The following is a 20,104-nucleotide window of genomic DNA, read 5'->3' as shown; positions in this document are numbered from 1 at the left end:
ACGTTTGAAAATAAAAAAATAGACATTCCTATTACAGAATGTCTATACTTCAACTGGAAAGTATGATCTTACTTGTGAAAATGTATCTGATTCAAATATAATTTTCCCATACTCTTCCAATAAATGAATGGATAAATCGGAATCATTTGCAAACTCTAGTACTTGACTGATTATATTCTCCTGATTGTTATCATCAAGTATTTCGTGAGAAAATTCCATGTATAAATAGTATTTATCATGATAATGGTATAGTGTCTCTTCCCCAAATTGAGATAGGTTGTTGAAATAATGACTTAACTGAATGACATCTTCAAATTCATTAAATTCTACAATAATCCACAAATTATCCTCAATCATATCTTCTTCATCACCTTCTGAAGACGAAACATTCTTACCAAATTTATCTTCAAGCAGGTTTTCGATTTTTTCCTCAACTGGTACATCGTAATCATCTGCATCCTCTGTATCTAATTCAAGGTGCTCCCCATTTTTAGATACTTTTGCCTTAGTAACAACTATTTCAAGCCCTTTTTCCATTGCTTGCACCTGAATCCATAATGGTCCATCGGGATTGAAGTCTTCCTTGTAATTAACTTCATCCATCATTTGCCAAAAAAGTTGTTCACTACGTTCACGGTTATACCAAATTTCCTCACGTTCAAAACCGAGGTCTTCAATGTCAATATACGAGATATAAAACTTAATGGTATTCTCATTTATTCTCTCTATTTCCAATTTAATTCTCTCCCTTCAAATTGAAAAATTAATTGCTGTTTCATCCTTGCAGGAGTATCGCCTAGTCATTTCATATTAAGGAGAACAGTTAGGTGGAAGAGACATCTTCACCAATTATTTATTTCAACTATTATGCTACTCTATAGTTTGTAGTACCCTTTTCAAGGTGACTCTAACCATCGTTATTCTCTGTTTACTTCTATTGTATGATAGTGTACGACATCTTGGAAATTAATATGCCTATTTATCATACGAATTTCTTCATTCCATCCAAATTGAAATGGATAGTTAGTATGCTATTTTACAGCATTCCCCCTATTTTGTCACCCGTTTCGCGCTATGAGATAATCACATTTTTCAGCACAAAAACATGATGCATCTTGGTCTAATATTACAACAAGCTTATTAGAAAAAATTGGTATCTGTTAAGCCTTACGTCACGGAAAGTTTCATTTTTTTAATTTTCGTCTGTCAAAAATCGCTTCCTAACTTCTGGACTAGGCAATTCACAACTCCTCTTTTTACCGAACCATTTATAACGATTTCGTGCAATAATTCCATAAAAAAAATCACGTATTGGTCTTGGGATAATTACAAAACCATAGACTATTTTCCACGGTCCCTTTAATTGCTTACATATTCGAAGAGCTGCCGCAGACTTAATGTAATACTTGTTATCCTCAATAAGCACCATACTATCTAAATCTTTAGGAGTATCAAGGCTTCTCAAGATATTTTTGCTAATATCACTTTGTAACGAAGCAAATTTAAAACGACCTTTAGGATCCCTAGTGATGATAAATTGTACACCTCGGTCACAAAAATTGCATTCACCATCAAATAATATTAATCTTTCCACGGCACTCACTCCTTACGTTGATGCTACCTCAACAAGATATTCTTATAGAGGTTGTTCAAAAATTCCTGTGAAAATACACATCGAGAAAAGAGGACCTTCGACTAAAAACTGACACGTCCTATGTCGAAAGCAGAAGTCAGCACATTCTGTGTAAGCCCGGTACGGGGAGCTACTTCGCCTCGAACTTCGACGCACAGGAGCGTGCTGGTGTCCGCGCCTGCACAGGACGTTGCGAATTCAGCAGACTTCAGTCCTATTCATCCCCTTTTTGAATACATACTTATAAGTAGAAAAACGCAGCTCCATAACGGAGTCTGCGTTTTTTATTTTATTTATGAAAAAACAGTTAGTTAACCATCCTCTGAGCTTCGCGCAATTGAAACGTACGTACAGTTCTCGGTAAGAATCTGCGAATCTCATCTTCGTTATAACCTACTTGCAGGCGCTTTTCGTCCAGAATAATTGGTCTTCTCAATAATCCAGGATTTTTTTGAATTAGACTAAATAGATCCTTCATTGGAAGTTGTTCGATATTTACATCCAACTTTTGAAAAACCTTCGAACGCGTCGAAATTATCTCATCCGTTCCATCTTCAGTCATACGTAATATTTCTTTAATCTCATCAAGTGTTAACGGCTCAGAGAAAATATTACGTTCTGTAAACGGTATGTTGTGTTCTTCTAGCCATGCTTTTGCCTTTCTGCAAGAAGTACAACTTGGCGAGGTATAAAGTGTTACCATGAAACTTCACTCCTCATTTTTAAGTATGTTAGATCATTATCATAAACATCGGTAAACTTATTAAATTAAAATAAGTTTAAACTACCCATATGTATAAGTATACTACATTTGTCAACCAAAAGGTAGGGGATATTCTAGATTTAACAGGAAGTTTTACAATATTTTTAGATAATATCTTAACTCATTATGTAATGTACCCATTCTCAATTTCAATTAAACCTATTAAGTAAAAAGATTTCCCTTCAAATTGCAAACGTTTACTTCGAAATTTTCTAAAAATATATAAAAAAAACACTTGCAATGATTAAAATTTACAATTATGATAATTAACATAACTAATAATGTTAGGAAACCTAACATATAATGAAAGGAAGAGGAACAATGAAAAAGATTGAGTCCATTATTAGACCAGAAACATTTCAAACCCTTCGATATAACCTTTCACAAATCGGAATCAATGGTCTTACAGTGACTGAAGTTGCTGGAACTGGCAAGCAACGAGGGCAAACTGGTGTCTACAGATCAACAGAATTCCAAATACAATTATTATCGAAACTCAAAGTTGAAATGGTCGTGGAAGAAAATCAATTAGAACAAATCATTGATATTATTCTTGAAAGCTGCAACACAGGGAATATCGGAGATGGTAAGATATTCGTTTCTTCAATCGAGGAAACAATTCGAATTCGCACAGGCGAACGAGGTGTAGAAGCAGTTATGTGACAATAACTAACTCGAATACACTGATACATTTCTTTCACCGCTGTTCCGTAAAACTGGATATACCAATTATCTATATTAGTTTTATTTCGGAATGCATCTGTCCTAACAGTTAAAGATTCGTATTTTCTCATTTTTTAAATAAGGTTATGATCTTGTAACCTTCTCCATGTAATCTTTAGATCACAAAAATAACTTCACACCATGATAACAACATTCATTCTTTAAAAAGGATGTGACAGCATCTACTCTTCTTCATATCCTTTTAGCTACTTTAAATTTTAGAGATAAATCTTTCTTTGTATATTCATTAAAATTCTGGGAGGAAATGATATGTTTAAGAAAAGTTTACTTTTATTTTTATTGATATCTTTTACTGCATCACCAGTTTATGCCGCATCCCCTACAGTTGAATCACTAGAATTATCCGTTAATCTGGTGTGGCTTATGTTTGGAGCCGTTCTAGTATTTTTTATGCATGCCGGTTTTGCAATGGTTGAATCTGGTTTTACACGCTCTAAAAATACGTTGAACATCTTAATGAAAAATTTTCTGACAATCAGCATTGCTGCAATATTATTCTTCATTGTCGGATACGGAATTATGTTTGGCACTTCTGGTGGTTCATTCATCGGAATCGACGGCTTTATGCTCAGTGGTGTGGAAGACATTGGATTTTTTGTTTTCCAAGCAATGTTTGTGGCAACGTGCGCAACAATTATGTCAGGGGCAGTTGCTGAACGAATCAAGCTTGGCAGCTATGTATTTATTGTTGTAGCTATAACCGCATTTATTTACCCAGTGGTTGGTCACTGGATTTGGCAAGGAGATGGGTGGATATCCGCCTTAGGTTTTAGTGATTTTGCGGGATCAACGGTCGTTCACTTAACTGGTGCAGTTGCTGCATTTATGGTTGTGCTTATCCTGGGACCACGTATCGGAAAATATAAAGGGAATAAAGTTAACGTCATACAGGGTCATAATATACCATTAGGCGCACTTGGTGTATTTATACTTTGGCTGGGCTGGTTCGGCTTCAATGGCGGCAGTACATTAGCTGCTGACCCAGCATTAGTCCCAATGGTTATCGGCACAACCTTATTGTCTACTTCTGCCTCTTTATGCGCTTCGGCTCTTTATACAAAGCTTCGGTTCAAAAAAGTAGATGCTTCGCTTTCTATGAATGGTGTTTTAGGTGGGCTCGTCGGAATTACAGCAGGTGCTGCAGAAATCACACTTGGTGGGGCTCTTATTGTTGGATTCATTTCAGGAATCTTGCTAGTGGAAGGTATCCGTTTCTTGGATACCAAACTTAGGGTAGATGATCCAGTTGGTGCGATTGCAGTACATGGAATCTGCGGTATTTGGGGAACTTTGGCAATCGGGCTGTTTTCCACCTCAACCGGTTTATTCTACGGGAATGGATTTTCACAGCTCGGTATTCAAGCTATAGGAGTTGTTGCCGTAATTAGCTGGGTTGCTTTATCAGTTGGTGGTTTTACCTATATGCTAAATAAATTTTCTCCGATTCGCGTTTCAAGAGATGAGGAAATTGCTGGCCTCGACTTTACAGAACATGGTTCAAATGCTTATTATTTTAAAGATAACCTATTAGATGAAAACACAGAAATTCCAACAAGAAGCTTCGGCTTAGCCGATCGATTGAATCAAAACATACCCTTTGAAACAGCATCTAAGCAAAGTTCGTGACCTATAGAAAAAAGAATGCGACGAAAGCCTAACATAGCTTTCATCGCATTCTTTACTTATCGTAATTGCAGTCAACACTTTCCCCACTTAATGAAATAAACCTAACAATTATGCTTTTTCGGGCTTTTTTATTCCTTCTAAAATATCCTCTGAATCGCGCTTCTCATTATAACTCAATACCTCATCAACAGGTTGATATGCTTTTCCATATATTTCTTTATCCTTATACGTATGGATGTCATTATACATTTTTTTCATTTGTTCAAAGATGATCGCTTCGGCATCGTCATCTGGCGACCAATATAATATTTCCAGCTGTGTTTCTTCATTTGTAGCTAATGACCTACGATTATATCCGATTGATTGCGCATGGGTAAATCCTTCCCTGTTATAAAAACGCAACCTTTTTTCGGAATCCGAATCATCATAATCAATCGGCTCAACTTCTAATATAATTGGTTTGTTCTTTGCCTTTAAATTCTCGATTAATTGGTGACCAATTCCTTGTCCTCTCGTCTGTGTCGAAACCCATAGGTAATCAATAAAAAGGAATGTCTCAAATTCAGCATACATCAGTACATGCTTCGGACTTTCATCCTTATAGTATACATCCCCTTTTTCATCTAACAGGATTTCCATATGCTTTTTTGATTTCATTTCTTCGATCGGAAAATACTCATTAAGCTTTTCATACCAATTCATGGATCTACTCCTTTTTTCGTAGTCCCACTTAGTATAACGAAAAACGTTGCATTTGTTAAATAAGGTCTGAAAAGAAAACAAGAGACTGCCTTACAGACAGCCTCCTGTTATTATTTTCCAATCATATAATCAACATTTTCTGTATATACATTACCTGAATTCCATAGCAGGAACTCATCAATCCCGTTTTCATACAGCGCCTTAATTTGCGCTTCTATTTCTGCTTTACCATACTGCTTCGTAGGTCCACTGTAAAGCCACGGCGCTTCAAAATCTTGAAGCCAAGGTCTGGATACTGGCGGTGTCTCAAGCTCACCTAATACCGCATTTTCAACCTTCGCATATTCTGAAACAAGTTTATATGGCTCTTCATCAGGATTTTCAATCCCAAAATACGATGTCCAATGACTTGGATAAATCATGGAAGAAATGACATCAACGTTCTCCGAAATTTTCGAGAAGTTTTGACCAATACCAGGTGTTTCTTCAATCGTTGCTGCATAACCAAAAATATCAACAGACACATCTACATCATAATTCGATAACTCTTCTCTTGCATATGCAACAAAATCCGATACTGCCTCAACTCGTTTTTTAATATTGTTTAAGTCCATATCCTTATAGTCACCGAGCGTATATTCTAATTCTTCATCCTTCGTTTCAAAACCTTCCGGGAAGCGGACATAATCAAATTGAATTTCCTGGAATCCCATTTCCGCTGCCATTTTGGCGATTTCGACATTATATTCCCATACCTCTTTTTCAAAAGGGCTGACAAAAGCTTCCCCTTTATTGTTTACCCATACTTCTCCGTTTTGTGTAAATGATAAGTCAGGACGCTTCTTAGCAAGCAGTGAATCCTTAAATACAACTACCCTAGCAATCGGATAAATTTGCTTTTCCTCTAAAAGTTCCATTAACCCTTCAGGATCTGAAATATAATTGGTTGCAATGTCTTCATATGGAGATCCTTCTTCCGGCTTAAACGTTAAATGCCCATGATCTTCTTTAATGTCGATAACCATTGCATTCAGATCAGTTGTGTCTACCAGCTCTACAAGGTTTTCAAAATTGCTAGACCCGACGGAATTTCCAGTTACATAGATTCCTCTGACAGCATCAGGATATTCAAAGTGAAACCCTGAGTCATATGTAAAACGCTTCACATTTTGTAATATGTCCATTAATTCTATGTTTGTCTGCCTCTCTTGATGCAAGGACGCCTGCACCGCTTCCTCACCTGCTACGAACGTTGGAATTGAAATACTAAGTAAAAGAATTCCAATGAATGCCATAATCTTACTACGCCTTCTTTTCCTCATGTTGAATCAATCTCCTATTAAAGTTAATAAGTTAAGTATAAATGAAAAGTTCGTTCATTTAAATGGATATTCCTTATTTGTTTTAAATACTTTTCACCTCAATTAACTTAAAGTATAATTACCCGCCAGTACAAAAATAAAACCGTTTTTTGTTTGAATATTTTTTTCGAAGGTTTGCGATAAAAAGTCGTTCAGTTCTCTATTTCAAAATCAAATATTACAGTATAATTGACTTAGTTTAATATTTATAATAGAAAGGATGTTACAATGCCCTACAAATTGCGTTCGAAGCCGACTGCATTAAGAATTCTCGAGTTATTAAACAAACGAAAGAAATTAACAAACAAGGAAAAACAATACTATTTAAATTTACACAGGGGTTATGAAGGAGAAATTCTATACTACGACAGTTACTTCTTCCTACTGGGTTTAACCCGCAAATCGATGCCTCAGTAGTCTTTATAAACCCCAGCTTCACCTTGTACCAAGCACCTCTAGATAAACCCTTTATTTTCCCAACCCAAATAAAACAACACATGAGAAGTATAAATGAAATGCCTTCTAAATTAATGGAGAAACATCGAAAACTTGCAGATCGATTACTATCATTACATCTATCTGAGTCTCCTTATAACCAGTTGCCATCTTATGAATATGGTCAATTGCGAAAAGGAATTATTTGTTTTAAATGCCATTCGTTTTCTGTTTCAGTCAAACAAAGAGAATGCGTTTGCCAAGAATGCGGATATAAGGAATCTCTAACCAGTTCGGTATTAAGAATCGTTAAAGAATTTGAGATTCTATTCCCAAATGAAAAGATTACTACCAATAATATTCACGATTGGTGCCAAGTAGTGAATTCAAAAAAATCAATAAGAAGAATTCTATCAAGCAACTTAACTGCTGTAGGGTCACAGCAATGGACATACTACAAATAAAAAAAATCGTTAGGAGCATAAATCCAGCCTTTCATCTGTCTTGGTGAGGGGTTTTTTAATTCTTGCCTATAACTTTTTTATTTTATTGATAATTTACCAAAGAATGGTTTTTGTGGCATTCGGGGCTTTCACCCGCTCTATGAGGGACCGAAACTTTGGCTTTTTGCGACGTTCGGGCTTTCATCCGCTCTATGAGTGACCGAAGCATTGGCTTTTTGCGGCGTTCGGGCTTTCATCCGCTCTATGAGTGACCGAAACTTTGGCTTTTTGCGGCGTTCGGTTACTCATCAAGAACTAAAAGCCCGCCTAATAAACTTTCCCCTTGCATTTCAATAAAAGGATATATATAATAGTTAAAAATTAATATATTTAGCGTTGATAAAGATATAGTACAATTTATCCTCTGAATTTGAGAGAGCTTGTGGTTGGTGGAAACAAGCATCAAGGTAAATTGGAATTGGACTTTAGAGCTGATAACAATTAAAGTGATCTTACAAAGTTAAGATAATTAGGGTGGCACCGCGGTTCATTCGTCCCTTTTCTATAGGGAGAATGGGCTTTTTTTAATGCTTTTTTAATGCTTTAAAATGATAAGATGGAGTGATAAGACATGGAAAAAATTTTTTCTGGAATTCAGCCAAGTGGTACATTAACTCTTGGAAATTATCTTGGAGCAATCCAGCAGTTTGTTGAATTACAAAATGATTACGAGTGTTTCTTCTGCATTGTAGACGAACACGCAATTACCGTACCTCAGGAGCGATTAAAATTAAGACAAAATATTCGTTCGCTTGCAGCTTTATATCTTGCATCAGGTATTGATCCTGAAAAAGCAACCTTGTTCATTCAATCCGAGGTTCCTGCCCATACACAGCTAGGATGGATGTTGCAGTCTATCAGCTATGTTGGTGAACTAGAGCGTATGACTCAGTATAAAGATAAATCAGAAGGGAAAGATGCAGTTTCTTCTGCACTACTAACGTATCCGTCACTAATGGCAGCAGATATTCTCCTTTATAATACGAACGTTGTACCTGTTGGAGATGATCAAAAGCAGCATCTAGAATTAACACGAAATTTAGCACAACGTTTCAATAATCGCTTTAATGAGATTTTTACAATTCCAGAAATTCGTATTCCGAAGGTCGGAGCGCGGATTATGTCCTTACAGGATCCTACGAAGAAAATGAGTAAATCCGATACAAATGAAAAAGGCTACATTTCCATGCTTGACGAACCAAAGAAAATCGAGAAGAAGATTAAGAGCGCTGTAACGGATTCGGAAGGTATTGTGAAATTCGATAAAGAAAACAAGCCTGGCGTTTCTAACTTACTTACGATCTATTCAAGTTGCACAGGTGAATCCATTGAAGCACTTGAAGCAAAATATGAAGGCAAAGGCTATGGGGATTTCAAACAAGGCGTTGCAGATGCCGTAATTAGTGTTTTGAAACCAATTCAGGATCGATATGCAGCATTAATTGATTCCAAAAAGCTTGATGAGATTTTAGATCAAGGTGCAGAGAAGGCATCATTTACAGCAAATAAAACGGTTGCCAAAGCAAAGAAAGCTATGGGACTTGGAAGAGTTAAAAAATAATCATTTAAAATGCGCTAGGCAGATTTTTCTGCTTAGCGCATTGCTTTTAGCTCATTCGATGGCATATACTGAAATCTATTTTTGATTGGATGTATCATGTTCTGGCCCAATCTCAGCTTCCCACATTTTCTCTAAAAAAGGCTGTCCGCGAATCAATTTCATGCAAAGTTCTTCATGGGTTGGGCTCCAGCCCTCTTTCACACCATTATACAACGTTTCCCAAACCGTATCCTCATCCATATAGCGAATCGCAGGATATTGCTTGGGATCCCATTCAGTTAGCCAGTACCGCAATTCTTCGCGGTTATTTGTTGTCTTCAACTGATCCAAGCCAATCATGAGCAATTGTTTGAGTTGTCTTTCTTTTCTTGTCAGTCCAAAGATCAGCTCAGGCGACATGGAAAGCATATGGTATTCTTTTTGGTAATCACTTTCAACGAATTTAAAAGATTGTGCTTTCGTATTGGCAATCATATCAAATACTAGCTGTTCTTGTCGCGGTATTAATCTACTTTTACGAATAGGTATCGAATAGCCAATCGTATCAAAAGCAAGTATATCATTACCGTCTGTAACGATACATGCATACTCCACAACCGATCTTTTTTGTCCCTTGCGTGTATATGCTCTTTTGTAGATCGAATCAAGCAAAGCTTTCGGTAGATCATGCATATCATTTTCAATGTAGTTATATAGTGTTTCTGTTATGTATAACAACGGCACTTGGTCCAACAGCTCAATTGCGTCCTCCTTACGCCACTCATGGAAATGGCAGACACTGTAGCCATTCTCTTCTCCTTCAAACCAATTCACCCATACATCGTGCAAATATAACATAGAACAACCCTCACTTTTCATATTCCGATTTAGAATACATTATGACCATCACGGTGAAAAATATTCGAGAAGTTCCATTAAAATTAATTTGGATAACGATAAAGCACAAATGCCATGATAGCAAGTCCAATTAATAGAAAATAGCATTCAATCCTGCTACTAATAAAAATAAAGTAATCCGACCATGATAAACCAGCTGGAAGAAAATTCATATATGCAATAATGGTAACGCCACCAGTAACAGCTAGTCCAAATCCAATGAGAAAGATAAAAATATATCCCATGATATCCCACCTAAGCTTGTCCGTTTTTATTAGTACATTTTATGCTAGCTAACTCAAAACATGTCATTTTATCTAACGTTATTAACGAGCAAAAAAAAATTTAACTCCTGCCAAGTTAGGTATCTATTTGAATCCAGAATTTACTTACTGGCGCGGCATTTGTGAATATCAGAATTTATTCTTGAATCACAGCCAATTCTTTTGGACATCAGGATTCCCCCTTAAATCTGCACTCAGTTAAAGTCAATAGATGAACTTTTTAAAACATCAAAAAAGCCGGTTAGCAATGTTCCATTGCTACCAGCTTCTTAGCTTTTCATAGTTAATTATTTATACTTTTTAAATACAAGCGCAACATTATGTCCACCAAATCCAAGTGAATTACTTACAACAACATCTACATTCTGTTGTCTCGCTTCATTCGGGACATAATCCAAATCACAATCTGGGTCTGGAGTCTCATAATTAATTGTCGCAGGGACGATACTATCTTGAATTGATTTAATCGAAATAACAGCCTCTACCCCACCTGCTGCACCAAGTAAATGTCCTGTCATGGATTTCGTCGAGGAAATAGCAAGCTTATTTGCATAATCACCAAAAACGGACTTAATTGCAGCTGTTTCGTATTTATCATTTAAATTCGTGCTTGTCCCGTGGGCATTAATGTAATCTACTTCTTCCGGAGCAATGTCAGCATCCTTAAGCGCAAGCTGCATCGCACGAGCTGCACCTTCACCATTTTCTGCTGGAGCTGTAATATGGTAAGCATCACCTGTAGCACCATATCCGACGATTTCTCCATAGATTTTTGCACCACGCTCAATTGCCGAATCCAATGATTCTAAAATTAAAATCCCGGCACCTTCACCCATAACAAAACCATCTCGGTTTTTATCAAATGGGCGGCTAGCTGTACTTGGATCTTCATTTGTAGATAAAGCTTTCGCTGAAGAGAAACCAGCAAAGGCCATATCAGAGATTGGCGCCTCTGTACCGCCGGCAATAATATAGTCAACATCTCCACGCTGAACCGCTTTGAATGCATCACCAATTGAATTGGCACCTGACGCACAAGCTGTAACAGAACAAGAGTTGATACCTTTTGCACCTAATTGAATGGATACTTGACCAGCAGCCATATCCGGAATCATCATTGGGACAAAAAATGGACTAACCCTTTTCGGACCTTTTTCTAATAGTTTTGTATGCTGATCCTCCCAGGTTTTCATACCACCGATTCCTGAGCCAATCCATACGCCTACTCGATGTGCATTGCTATCATCTATCGTAAGCTTTGCATCTTCAACAGCCATTTTCGCTGCAGCAACTGCATACTGTGTGAATGGATCCATTTTACGTACATCTTTTTTATCCATATATTCCGTAGGCTCAAAGTCCTTTACTTCTGCGGCAACCTTAGCAGGATAATGGTCTTTATTAACCTTCGTTACAAAATCAACCCCTGATTTACCCGCTAAGATGTTTTCCCACATCGTTTCCACATTATTACCTAGAGGTGTTACTGCCCCTAATCCAGTAACTACTACTCTGTTTTCTTTCATTATCTTTTCCACCTTTCACTAAATTAACGGCTTATTTGCCCCAACGCATTGCAACCGCGCCCCAAGTTAGCCCGCCACCAAAGCCAACTAATACAATTAAATCATTATCTTTTATTTTACCTTCTTTTACTGATTCCGATAAAGCCATAGGTATCGATGCTGCGGAATTATTTCCGTACTTTCTAATTGTCGCTGCCATTTTATCAGATGAAATTCCTAAACGCTCACGAGCAGCATCCATAATTCGAATATTCGCCTGATGCGGCACCAAATAATCAACATCCTCTTTACTATAACCCAATTGTTTAATTACGTTAACTGTAGACTCTGGCATTTGTCTTACTGCAAATTTAAATACTTCACGACCGTTCATAACGAGTTGATCATTTTCGTTCTGATATAAATCTTTACCACCAGATCCATTAGCTCCTAATTCAAAAGATAGGATCCCTTTTCCTTCTGTTACTTCACCAACAACCGCTGCCCCAGCTCCATCTCCAAGCAATACACAGGTAGAGCGGTCTTCCCAATTGATGATTTTAGATAGCTTATCTGCACCAATGACAAGTACATTTTTATAAGCTTTTGTTTCGATAAATTGTTTAGCTGTAATTAATCCATACATAAAACCAGCACATGCAGCACCAATATCCATCGCAGCTGCATTCATCGCACCTAGACGTTCCTGCACCATACATGCCACAGATGGAAATGGCGTATCTGCAGTTACAGTTGCAACTAAAATTAAGTCAATATCAGCTGCATCGATTGCAGCTTCTTCAAGTGCACCAAGTGCTGCATGGTATGCCATATCCGATGTATCGATATCGTCCTCGGCTAACCTTCTTTCCTCAATCCCAGTTCGTGTTCGGATCCATTCATCATTTGTATCAACTATTTTTTCCAAATCTTTATTTGTAACTACTCTAGTTGGAAGATAATGACCTGTGCCCAATATACCTACGTTCATATTGACAGCTCCCTTATATATTCATGTTTAATTGGTTGTACTTTAATATCAATTATTATGACTTGGTACTAATTTTAATGTAAAATACACTTTTTAGCAAGAAAAAATGGATATTTCGCTGTTTAATTAGTGTTCATTCGGAAGTAGTCCTGTCTCTTTATATTCTTTAATGAGGTCATGTAATTCTTCCTGAAAAGCTTCTGGAATTGCTTCATTGAATTCACCTAAAGTAATAAACTCGTCGTTAAAATCTAATGTAATCAACTCTCCTGCAAGCTTACCTTCATTAAATTGCTCGGCTGTTTTTTCATAGAGCTCGTCAACATGTTGGATTGTACTTGTTAGAACTGTGTTAGGAGCTATGGAAAGCTGGTCTGTAATATAACCAATCGCATAGTTTTGATCTTCAGCGGCTTTTCGGATAACCTCTTCACTATAAGAATCTCCAATCGGATACACAATATCCACACCATTTTGCTGCATTGTCTTATAAATGCCTGTAGCTATATCGGTATTCGTCCAGCTGTTTGTATAATTTACGCGGATATGAGCATTTGGATTTTGGTATTTTACCCCCTCATAGAACCCCTCTGCTTCTGATTGCCAAGAAAAAGCAGCAATGACACCTATTTCATTTGTAGTCGTCATCTCACCTGCTACCATTCCAGCAAAAAAACCCATCGCATGTGAATTAAAATTTAAGCTCGTAACATTTTCACTGCTCTCACCACCGTTAACGTATACAAAATGGACATCCGGATATAGCTCTGCGATATCTATAAAATAGTCACCATACATGTTACTGTGACCAAAAATCAGGTTCACTCCATCTTGTACAAATTCATCAATGGCTTCGTTAATTTCCTCTTCGGTCGTTATATTTTCTTTATAATACACTTGGACATCGAAGCGCTCTTCGATTAGCGAAAGTCCTTTATAGCCCTTAGCACTCCATGCATTCTCATCGATGGCAGTATCAACCAGCAAACCAACATTTTGAATTTGACCTGTATTAAAGTATGAGCAGCCTGAAAGAATTGATGCACTTGCTACGAATAATAGAATGATTTTGATATTCCTCAAGGTCCGGCCTCCATTCTGCCACATTTTCAAAGCTTCTTCCATTGTACCTGCTACATTTTTTTCGGTAAATGAATCCAATGTTACATTTTGATATCAAATCTTGAAATTCCTTTTGGAACGATAATGCTCGATTACAGATTTCACCTTCTCTCGCTTAGGTATATTGTCACGGATGAAGACGTTTTTTTCAAGTTTCGAGTCTCCCTTTTTTCCATCATTTTTATTATTCACATATAGGATCGGTGGTAAATCGGAAACTTGTAGCCACTGAAGGAGCGCCTTGGTAAAATCGCCTATATAAAGTGCACTTTTCTCAAATGTTTCGGATTCAAAAGGTATGAATGTGTCTTCATTATATATCCCTTCTTCCTTCATTGGCATCCACTCTCCAAAAAGAATCGGAGTGTGAATGACAGTACATTTTGTATGTGTGTCGGATTGAAATGAGTTCTTAGCTGGATTAATTACAATTAATTGATCGAATTCATGACGCATATCACTTTCTATATCTCCTAAAAAGATGCCAACAGCATACTTTTTTTGAACGTCTTCTGTAACGATAGAAAACGAACTATTTCGTACAAAAAACATACTTAAATCTTCTTCGGTATTTGTAGTTAAAAAAGCATCCACTTTGTAATCATTTTCTAAGAGCATTTCAACAATATGATAGGTTCTCCAATCATTGCAATCCATTACCAAGATAGACATTCGTAAACACTTCCCTTATCAAGGATATTTTGCGTTACATTTAAGAGGATGTTCAAAAAGTCCGGTGAAAATGACACATCGAGAACAAAGACCTTCGACTAAAAACCGACACGTCCTATGTCGAACGTCAAAGTCACCACATCCTGTGGTAGCTCGTTGGCTTGCTTTCATCCTCCTATTTGAAGAGGCACTTTAAATATTTTATTTTCATGACAAGCCTTTTCATTTTTGTTTGTATTTGATAAACTATATGAGGATATAAAGATGAATATCGTTCGAATAATAAATTGATCTAAACTTTTTTACAATAGGTTGTTTCAAGTGCTTCTTTTTGTTATAACCTTTTATAGAATAAGAAGTGGGGTGGGAGTTATGCGTTACATAATGACGATTGTTTGGGCTGTTTTGATCAGTGCTGCTGTATCCTATGTGTTAACTAGTATGGGTGGAGAACCTTTCGTCCTATCAGAAGCATTAATTCTTTCAGCTGTTTTTGTAGTAGCTGCTTTCATTTTAGGTGATGGCGTACTAAAAGAGAAAAGTAATTAAATGCAGAAATAACCCTTGCCTTTAGCAATGACGGCAAGGGTTTTCATTTTTAATACCAAGGTAGGATACTTATGGCTGCGAGTGCTGCCAGTGGCAAAATTAACCGTTGAAATCTACGCGGTGGTCGCCCAAATCCATAACCAAACCCTGGATACCCGTATCCAGGAAAACCAAAGCCAAATCCTCTACTATCTTCATGTTCTTGGTAGCCTTGTTGATTTGGGTCTACTGGCATAGCAAAATATACGTATTCATCATCCAAACCAGTTATAATTGCATCAAAACTTGAGCCATCCGTTGTTTGTGCAAGCACATACGAATGCATATGGCTTTTACATAAATCATACATATGTTTAGTATCACTTTTCATTTTCGTAACCTCCTTCTCACCATCAGCCTATTCATAGGCGCAGTATCTGGTGACTTGTTTGCAGGTGAAAATGAATGGCTATAATAAGGAGAGAAAACAATGGAATTTGTATCAGAATTATGGACAATCATCCAGTATTTTATTTTAGGACTCGTACAAGGTGTTACAGAACCAATCCCAATTTCATCGAGTGGACATCTTATTATTTTCCGAGAACTATTTGGTATCGAAGCGAGTGGGTTATCCTTCGAGATATTTGTGAACTTCGCTTCACTTTTAGCGGTTTTCATCATTTATTGGAACGATATTATTCGTTTAATTAAAAACGGCATTATTTACTTAATAAAGCAGGATCCAGAGGCAAAAAGCGACTTTCAATTTATCATTTATCTTATTGTCGCAACAATCCCAGTTGGTATTATTGGCTTGTTGTTTGGCGATGCAATTGGGGAAGCATTAAGCGGAACAAATGTAGTTGGGGTTACACTCTTAATTACAGCAGCTGCTGTATGGATGATTCGTAATCTAAGGGGAAGAAAAAACGACCGCGACCTAACATTGAAGGATGCATTAATTGTCGGACTTACGCAAGCAGTTGCAGTGACACCAGGGATTAGTCGTTCGGGATCAACGATTGTTGCATCGATGCTCGTTGGAATGAGACAAGAAACCGCACTTCGCTTTTCATTCCTGCTGTATATCCCGGTCAGCTTAGGAACAACCATAATTGAAGTTCCTAAATTAGTGAGCAGTCCGGAATTTCAATCCATGCTCATTCCAAATATTATTGCCTTTATCACGGCATTTATTGCAACCTACTTTGCATTAAAATGGTTTATGAATATCATGGCTAAAGGAAATTTAAAATATTTCTCTTATTACTGTGTTGTCGTAGGGTTATTGGTTATATTTTTCTTATAGAAAAGCCCTGGTTTGGTAATGCGAGGAGACTCGCTTCGTAAATAAGGCTCAACGTAATCCACACAACTTTCAATTAGTATAGTTTCACGAAGCAAGAACAAAAGCGCAAGCGCCCGTTTAGCGACGTACGGACTGGACTGAGCCGCAGGAGATAAAGGAAACACGGCGACCGTAGGAAGCCGATGTTGACTTATCGTACGGAGGTGAGGGAAGTCTCGCTAGTCGTTGGGCGCTGGAGCTGGACGTGGCTGTTCCGGCAACTAAGTTATCCACTGCATTCAAATTTTATAGTTTCCGAAGCAATTAAAAAAGCAGCTCCATTACATTTCGGGCTGCTTTTTCTTATTATTTAAGATCAATCCGGAATTCCCAGGGCAATTTTAGCATAACGTGACATTTTATCTTTACCCCATGGTGGATCCCATACAACATTTACTTTTATTTCTTTCGCTTCTGGAATATCTGCAAGTGCATGCTTAATATCTGTTTCAATATGCGCAGCCAGTGGACATCCCATTGACGTTAAGGTCATTGTAACGTTACAAACCCCATCTTCATCTAAATCAACATCATATATTAATCCTAAATTAACAATGTCAATGCCTAACTCAGGGTCGATTACATTTTCTAATGCGCCAAGTAAATTCTCTTTTAACGCTTCATCCATCTCTTCTACCTCCCATCCTTCATCTATTTCTATTTAAACATAAATTCAGGTTTTATTAAATGATTTTAACCTATTCCTCCTGCCACTATCATCATTATAAATGTTTATCAAACCATTTTACTGTTTCCAATATAGCTGATCGACTTACTTTATGATTTTGGTTTGGTTCTTTAATGAATTTAATGTTCTCTTTATTTCGATAGACCATTTGAACTTCATCATAAAATGTATAGGAATGATCAAACGGAACAACTGAATCACTTTCTCCATGCCAAAATAATAACGGACGGTCATTTAATTTCTCTGGTTGCTTTGATAAATCATAATTCTCTAATTGCTCATAGAGACTCTCAATCATTTCCTCTGTTACCGGCAGGTCCCCTACTTTTTTAAAGCTCTCAACCAATGTCTTTGCATAAGTTGTAATTTTCGGAGAGCCCATTAAAATTGCTGCCACTTTAATCCATGAATACTGTGACAATGCGGCAGATGTCGTAATTCCTCCCATACTTGTTCCGGCCACTCCAAAACGGTCTTCCAAAATCAACCCTTTCGATTCGAAAAATGATTTAATAGTGGCTAATTCTTTTACATTTTGCATAACGATGTTCCAAAAAGAAACCTGTTTTTTTAATTTTGGTATATCTGGCTCTCTTTCACCATGATACATGCTGTCAGGTAAAACTACTCTAAAGCCCTTTTCAGCTAACAAATATGCTAACGGTAGATTATGTTCTTTTGCACTTGTAAATCCGTGAAAGTAGGTAATAACTGGTAATGCTTCGTTTTTCTTTTCTGCGTCTACTACGACTAAGCATGGTATCGTTTGGATAGTTTCTGTATAGATTCCGATCATGTATGTTATTCCGCTCCTTCTCTTTATACTACGTTCTATTTTAAGGGTAAACTTGAGCTTGTTGCAAATAATGTAAAGGAAAAATTACTTTACATATTTCGCTTTCCTCTATACACTATCACATACGAGGTGAATTTTATGGAAAATAAAAAACATTTAATTGCGTTGGATCTTGATGGTACACTTCTAACGAATAAACAAGAGATTAGTGCTCGAACGAAGCAAACGATTCAAACTGCCATGGAGGAAGGGCATCTCGTTGTGATTTCTACTGGTAGACCACACCGTGCAAGCATTCATTATTATAATGAACTTGGCTTAAACTCTCCCATGGTTAATTTTAATGGTGCATTAATCCACCACCCACAAGATCGCACATGGGATTTCGCTATGCATACTCCAATGCCACTCAAAACTGCTCATACCATAATTGATGCCTGCTATGATTTAGAGGTTCATAACATATTGGCTGAAGTGATGGATGATGTTTATCTTGATAATTACAGCCAGGAGATCATTGACATTTTCCACCAAACTCAAAAAGATCGACCTTATATTATTGGAAACATCAAAGATAAATTAGAAGAGGATCCAACTTCTGTCCTAATTTACCCGAAAAAAGATCATATTGAGTCATTGCGTAACCATCTGGATGATTATCATGCCGAGATTATTGAGCACCGTAGATGGGGTGCACCTTGGAATATCATTGAAATCATTAAAAAAGGGATAAACAAAGCCGTTGGGTTACAAAAAATTGCTGATTATTACGGTATTCCAAAAGAACGTATCATTGCCTTTGGTGATGAGGATAATGATCTAGAGATGATTGATTACGCAGGTGTCGGCGTTGCAATGGGCAATGCAATTGATGAATTGAAGTCCGTTTCAAAATATCAGACCTTAACAAATGAACAAGATGGAATTGGTGTTTTTCTAGAAGAGTATTTAAAGATTAAAGTTAAAACAGTTTAATTGAACTTTTTGAACACTACTTCATACGCCAGTACTTACCAGCTATATAAAATGGACGATCGTCCATACTACTTAGTGAACGTATGATGCGTTCACTTTTGATTTGCTTTACTTTTAGCATCTGTTCCGAGTAATTCGTTATTATCCAAGGAGGTTTTCGTCTTGGGCAAACGAAGTAAATCGAAGCGTTTCATTCATCAGGGTGCCGCTTCTGTCAAAAAACATGCAGAGGTTTTCACCTATCGTTCCACTTTATCGGACGAAGAACGAAAGCATGAAGAAGTAGACAACCACAATCTAGGAGGGTTTTAGGTGCAAAACAACCTATTCCAGCAAGCTAAAGACGCAGTTTCAAACATGATGATGCAAGGCAATGCTAACTCCCAAGATAAGCAAGCTGCGCAAAACGCAGTGCAAGCAGCCTACACCGAGGCTACACCTGAGGAACGCAATCAATTACAACAACTTGAACAGCAGTTGAAACAGCACAATCAATTACAGTAATGAATTCTTAAGCAATCTCTAATTCATTAAGCAAAATAATGAAGCTGGTTTGCTAAATGAAAAATCTCCCTGTCGTTCAGGGAGATTTTTTATTTAAGCGCTCTATTCTGCACTATTCATTTAAACTGTTTGAATTCGACCATCACACATGGGTCTTTCTTTTTTTTTATACACATTTCTGCTACTATAGAAGTAAGTATGTTTAGGAGGGATTTTGTTATGGGAGTTCGCATAGAAGCTACACCTAACCCTAATGCGATGAAATTTACTACGGACAAGTTAATTTTTGAAGGCACAAATAGCGTTTCCGTTATGCCAGGCAATACAAGCGAATACGATATTTTAAATGATTTGATGGAACTTGAAGAAGTAGATAATGTATTTGGCTACCAAAACTTCATCACTGTTAATAAACAGTTTGATGTGGAGTGGGACACTTTAAATCCAAAAGTACTAGAGATTTTTGAAAAACACGGATATTAAG

The 20,104-nt window shown here is 37.1% G+C and carries 23 protein-coding genes and 1 other annotated feature; of the genes, 9 read left to right on the top strand and 14 right to left on the bottom strand.

Annotation, left to right across the window (positions count from 1 at the left end):
• Positions 1-42: 42 nt before the first annotated feature.
• The 3 genes from mecA to spxA form a co-directional block, all read right to left on the bottom strand.
• Complete coding sequence (mecA, locus tag MHH64_RS10130) at positions 43-735, bottom strand: adaptor protein MecA (RefSeq protein ID WP_095309492.1); 693 nt, start codon at positions 733-735, stop codon at positions 43-45.
• Positions 736-1,192: 457 nt separating this feature from the next.
• The gene (locus MHH64_RS10125) at positions 1,193-1,594 is read right to left on the bottom strand and encodes a thiol-disulfide oxidoreductase DCC family protein (RefSeq protein WP_340003178.1); all 402 of its coding nucleotides are present in this window, start codon (positions 1,592-1,594) and stop codon (positions 1,193-1,195) included.
• Between the two features lie 346 nt (positions 1,595-1,940).
• Positions 1,941-2,336, bottom strand: a complete 396-nt coding sequence (spxA, locus tag MHH64_RS10120; RefSeq protein ID WP_095309496.1) for a transcriptional regulator SpxA — start codon at positions 2,334-2,336, stop codon at positions 1,941-1,943.
• A gap of 381 nt (positions 2,337-2,717) precedes the next feature.
• Here spxA and MHH64_RS10115 point away from each other — a divergent pair, with 381 nt between their 5' ends.
• Both MHH64_RS10115 and MHH64_RS10110 read left to right on the top strand, forming a co-directional pair.
• Entirely contained in the window at positions 2,718-3,059 is a 342-nt protein-coding gene (locus MHH64_RS10115; RefSeq protein WP_095309498.1) for a P-II family nitrogen regulator, read from the top strand.
• A gap of 330 nt (positions 3,060-3,389) precedes the next feature.
• Positions 3,390-4,766, top strand: coding sequence for an ammonium transporter (locus MHH64_RS10110; RefSeq protein ID WP_340003177.1), 1,377 nt, complete (start codon positions 3,390-3,392; stop codon positions 4,764-4,766).
• A gap of 108 nt (positions 4,767-4,874) precedes the next feature.
• Here the strand turns inward: MHH64_RS10110 and MHH64_RS10105 are convergent, their stop codons facing one another.
• Together MHH64_RS10105 and MHH64_RS10100 are read right to left on the bottom strand one after the other, a co-directional pair.
• Positions 4,875-5,468: a GNAT family N-acetyltransferase gene (locus MHH64_RS10105; RefSeq protein ID WP_095309502.1), complete on the bottom strand. Its 594-nt coding sequence runs from the start codon at positions 5,466-5,468 to the stop codon at positions 4,875-4,877.
• A gap of 110 nt (positions 5,469-5,578) precedes the next feature.
• On the bottom strand, positions 5,579-6,790 hold the full coding sequence (locus MHH64_RS10100) for a putative glycoside hydrolase (RefSeq protein ID WP_118888745.1): 1,212 nt from the start codon (positions 6,788-6,790) through the stop codon (positions 5,579-5,581).
• 1,304 nt (positions 6,791-8,094) lie between these two features.
• Positions 8,095-8,269 (top strand) — a binding site (T-box leader).
• Positions 8,270-8,338: 69 nt separating this feature from the next.
• Between MHH64_RS10100 and trpS the strand changes: the two genes are divergently transcribed.
• A complete protein-coding gene (trpS, locus tag MHH64_RS10095; RefSeq protein ID WP_095309531.1) occupies positions 8,339-9,328 on the top strand; it encodes a tryptophan--tRNA ligase in 990 nt (329 codons plus the stop codon).
• Between the two features lie 75 nt (positions 9,329-9,403).
• On the opposite strand, the gene MHH64_RS10090 is transcribed toward trpS, so the two are convergent.
• From MHH64_RS10090 to MHH64_RS10065, 6 genes are all read right to left on the bottom strand, one after another.
• On the bottom strand, positions 9,404-10,165 hold the full coding sequence (locus MHH64_RS10090; RefSeq protein WP_095309534.1) for a YjbA family protein: 762 nt from the start codon (positions 10,163-10,165) through the stop codon (positions 9,404-9,406).
• An 83-nt stretch (positions 10,166-10,248) separates the two neighbouring features.
• A complete protein-coding gene (locus tag MHH64_RS10085) occupies positions 10,249-10,449 on the bottom strand; it encodes a hypothetical protein (RefSeq protein ID WP_095309537.1) in 201 nt (66 codons plus the stop codon).
• 326 nt (positions 10,450-10,775) lie between these two features.
• Positions 10,776-12,014, bottom strand: a complete 1,239-nt coding sequence (gene fabF / locus MHH64_RS10080; protein ID WP_095309539.1) for a beta-ketoacyl-ACP synthase II — start codon at positions 12,012-12,014, stop codon at positions 10,776-10,778.
• A gap of 31 nt (positions 12,015-12,045) precedes the next feature.
• Entirely contained in the window at positions 12,046-12,984 is a 939-nt protein-coding gene (locus MHH64_RS10075; protein ID WP_095309541.1) for a beta-ketoacyl-ACP synthase III, read from the bottom strand.
• Positions 12,985-13,110: 126 nt separating this feature from the next.
• Positions 13,111-14,067 (bottom strand): BMP family ABC transporter substrate-binding protein, encoded by a 957-nt coding sequence (locus tag MHH64_RS10070; RefSeq protein ID WP_340003176.1) that lies wholly within the window; start codon positions 14,065-14,067, stop codon positions 13,111-13,113.
• Between the two features lie 93 nt (positions 14,068-14,160).
• Positions 14,161-14,778: a hypothetical protein gene (locus MHH64_RS10065; RefSeq protein WP_118888743.1), complete on the bottom strand. Its 618-nt coding sequence runs from the start codon at positions 14,776-14,778 to the stop codon at positions 14,161-14,163.
• A 372-nt stretch (positions 14,779-15,150) separates the two neighbouring features.
• Here MHH64_RS10065 and MHH64_RS10060 point away from each other — a divergent pair, with 372 nt between their 5' ends.
• Positions 15,151-15,327, top strand: coding sequence for a DUF2929 family protein (locus MHH64_RS10060; protein WP_095309545.1), 177 nt, complete (start codon positions 15,151-15,153; stop codon positions 15,325-15,327).
• A gap of 49 nt (positions 15,328-15,376) precedes the next feature.
• On the opposite strand, the gene MHH64_RS10055 is transcribed toward MHH64_RS10060, so the two are convergent.
• Positions 15,377-15,697, bottom strand: coding sequence for a hypothetical protein (locus MHH64_RS10055; RefSeq protein WP_095309547.1), 321 nt, complete (start codon positions 15,695-15,697; stop codon positions 15,377-15,379).
• Positions 15,698-15,796: 99 nt separating this feature from the next.
• On the opposite strand from MHH64_RS10055, the gene MHH64_RS10050 reads away from it, so the two are divergent.
• On the top strand, positions 15,797-16,618 hold the full coding sequence (locus MHH64_RS10050; protein ID WP_118888742.1) for an undecaprenyl-diphosphate phosphatase: 822 nt from the start codon (positions 15,797-15,799) through the stop codon (positions 16,616-16,618).
• Between the two features lie 355 nt (positions 16,619-16,973).
• Here the strand turns inward: MHH64_RS10050 and MHH64_RS10045 are convergent, their stop codons facing one another.
• Both MHH64_RS10045 and MHH64_RS10040 read right to left on the bottom strand, forming a co-directional pair.
• Positions 16,974-17,285, bottom strand: a complete 312-nt coding sequence (locus MHH64_RS10045; protein WP_095309551.1) for a metal-sulfur cluster assembly factor — start codon at positions 17,283-17,285, stop codon at positions 16,974-16,976.
• Positions 17,286-17,379: 94 nt separating this feature from the next.
• Positions 17,380-18,141 (bottom strand): prolyl oligopeptidase family serine peptidase, encoded by a 762-nt coding sequence (locus MHH64_RS10040; RefSeq protein ID WP_095309553.1) that lies wholly within the window; start codon positions 18,139-18,141, stop codon positions 17,380-17,382.
• 138 nt (positions 18,142-18,279) lie between these two features.
• Between MHH64_RS10040 and MHH64_RS10035 the strand changes: the two genes are divergently transcribed.
• From MHH64_RS10035 to MHH64_RS10020, 4 genes are all read left to right on the top strand, one after another.
• Positions 18,280-19,116: a Cof-type HAD-IIB family hydrolase gene (locus MHH64_RS10035; protein WP_095309555.1), complete on the top strand. Its 837-nt coding sequence runs from the start codon at positions 18,280-18,282 to the stop codon at positions 19,114-19,116.
• Between the two features lie 162 nt (positions 19,117-19,278).
• Positions 19,279-19,428: a hypothetical protein gene (locus tag MHH64_RS10030; RefSeq protein WP_251660500.1), complete on the top strand. Its 150-nt coding sequence runs from the start codon at positions 19,279-19,281 to the stop codon at positions 19,426-19,428.
• On the top strand, positions 19,429-19,620 hold the full coding sequence (locus MHH64_RS10025; protein ID WP_095309557.1) for a DUF3813 family protein: 192 nt from the start codon (positions 19,429-19,431) through the stop codon (positions 19,618-19,620).
• Positions 19,621-19,839: 219 nt separating this feature from the next.
• The gene (locus MHH64_RS10020; RefSeq protein WP_095309559.1) at positions 19,840-20,103 is read left to right on the top strand and encodes a NifU N-terminal domain-containing protein; all 264 of its coding nucleotides are present in this window, start codon (positions 19,840-19,842) and stop codon (positions 20,101-20,103) included.
• Position 20,104 lies beyond the last annotated feature (1 nt).

Origin of the sequence: Oceanobacillus sp. FSL K6-0127, assembly GCF_037983385.1 — a bacterium.
GTDB lineage: Bacteria > Bacillota > Bacilli > Bacillales > Amphibacillaceae > Oceanobacillus > Oceanobacillus profundus.
This window is presented reverse-complemented; position numbering and strand designations above follow the sequence as displayed.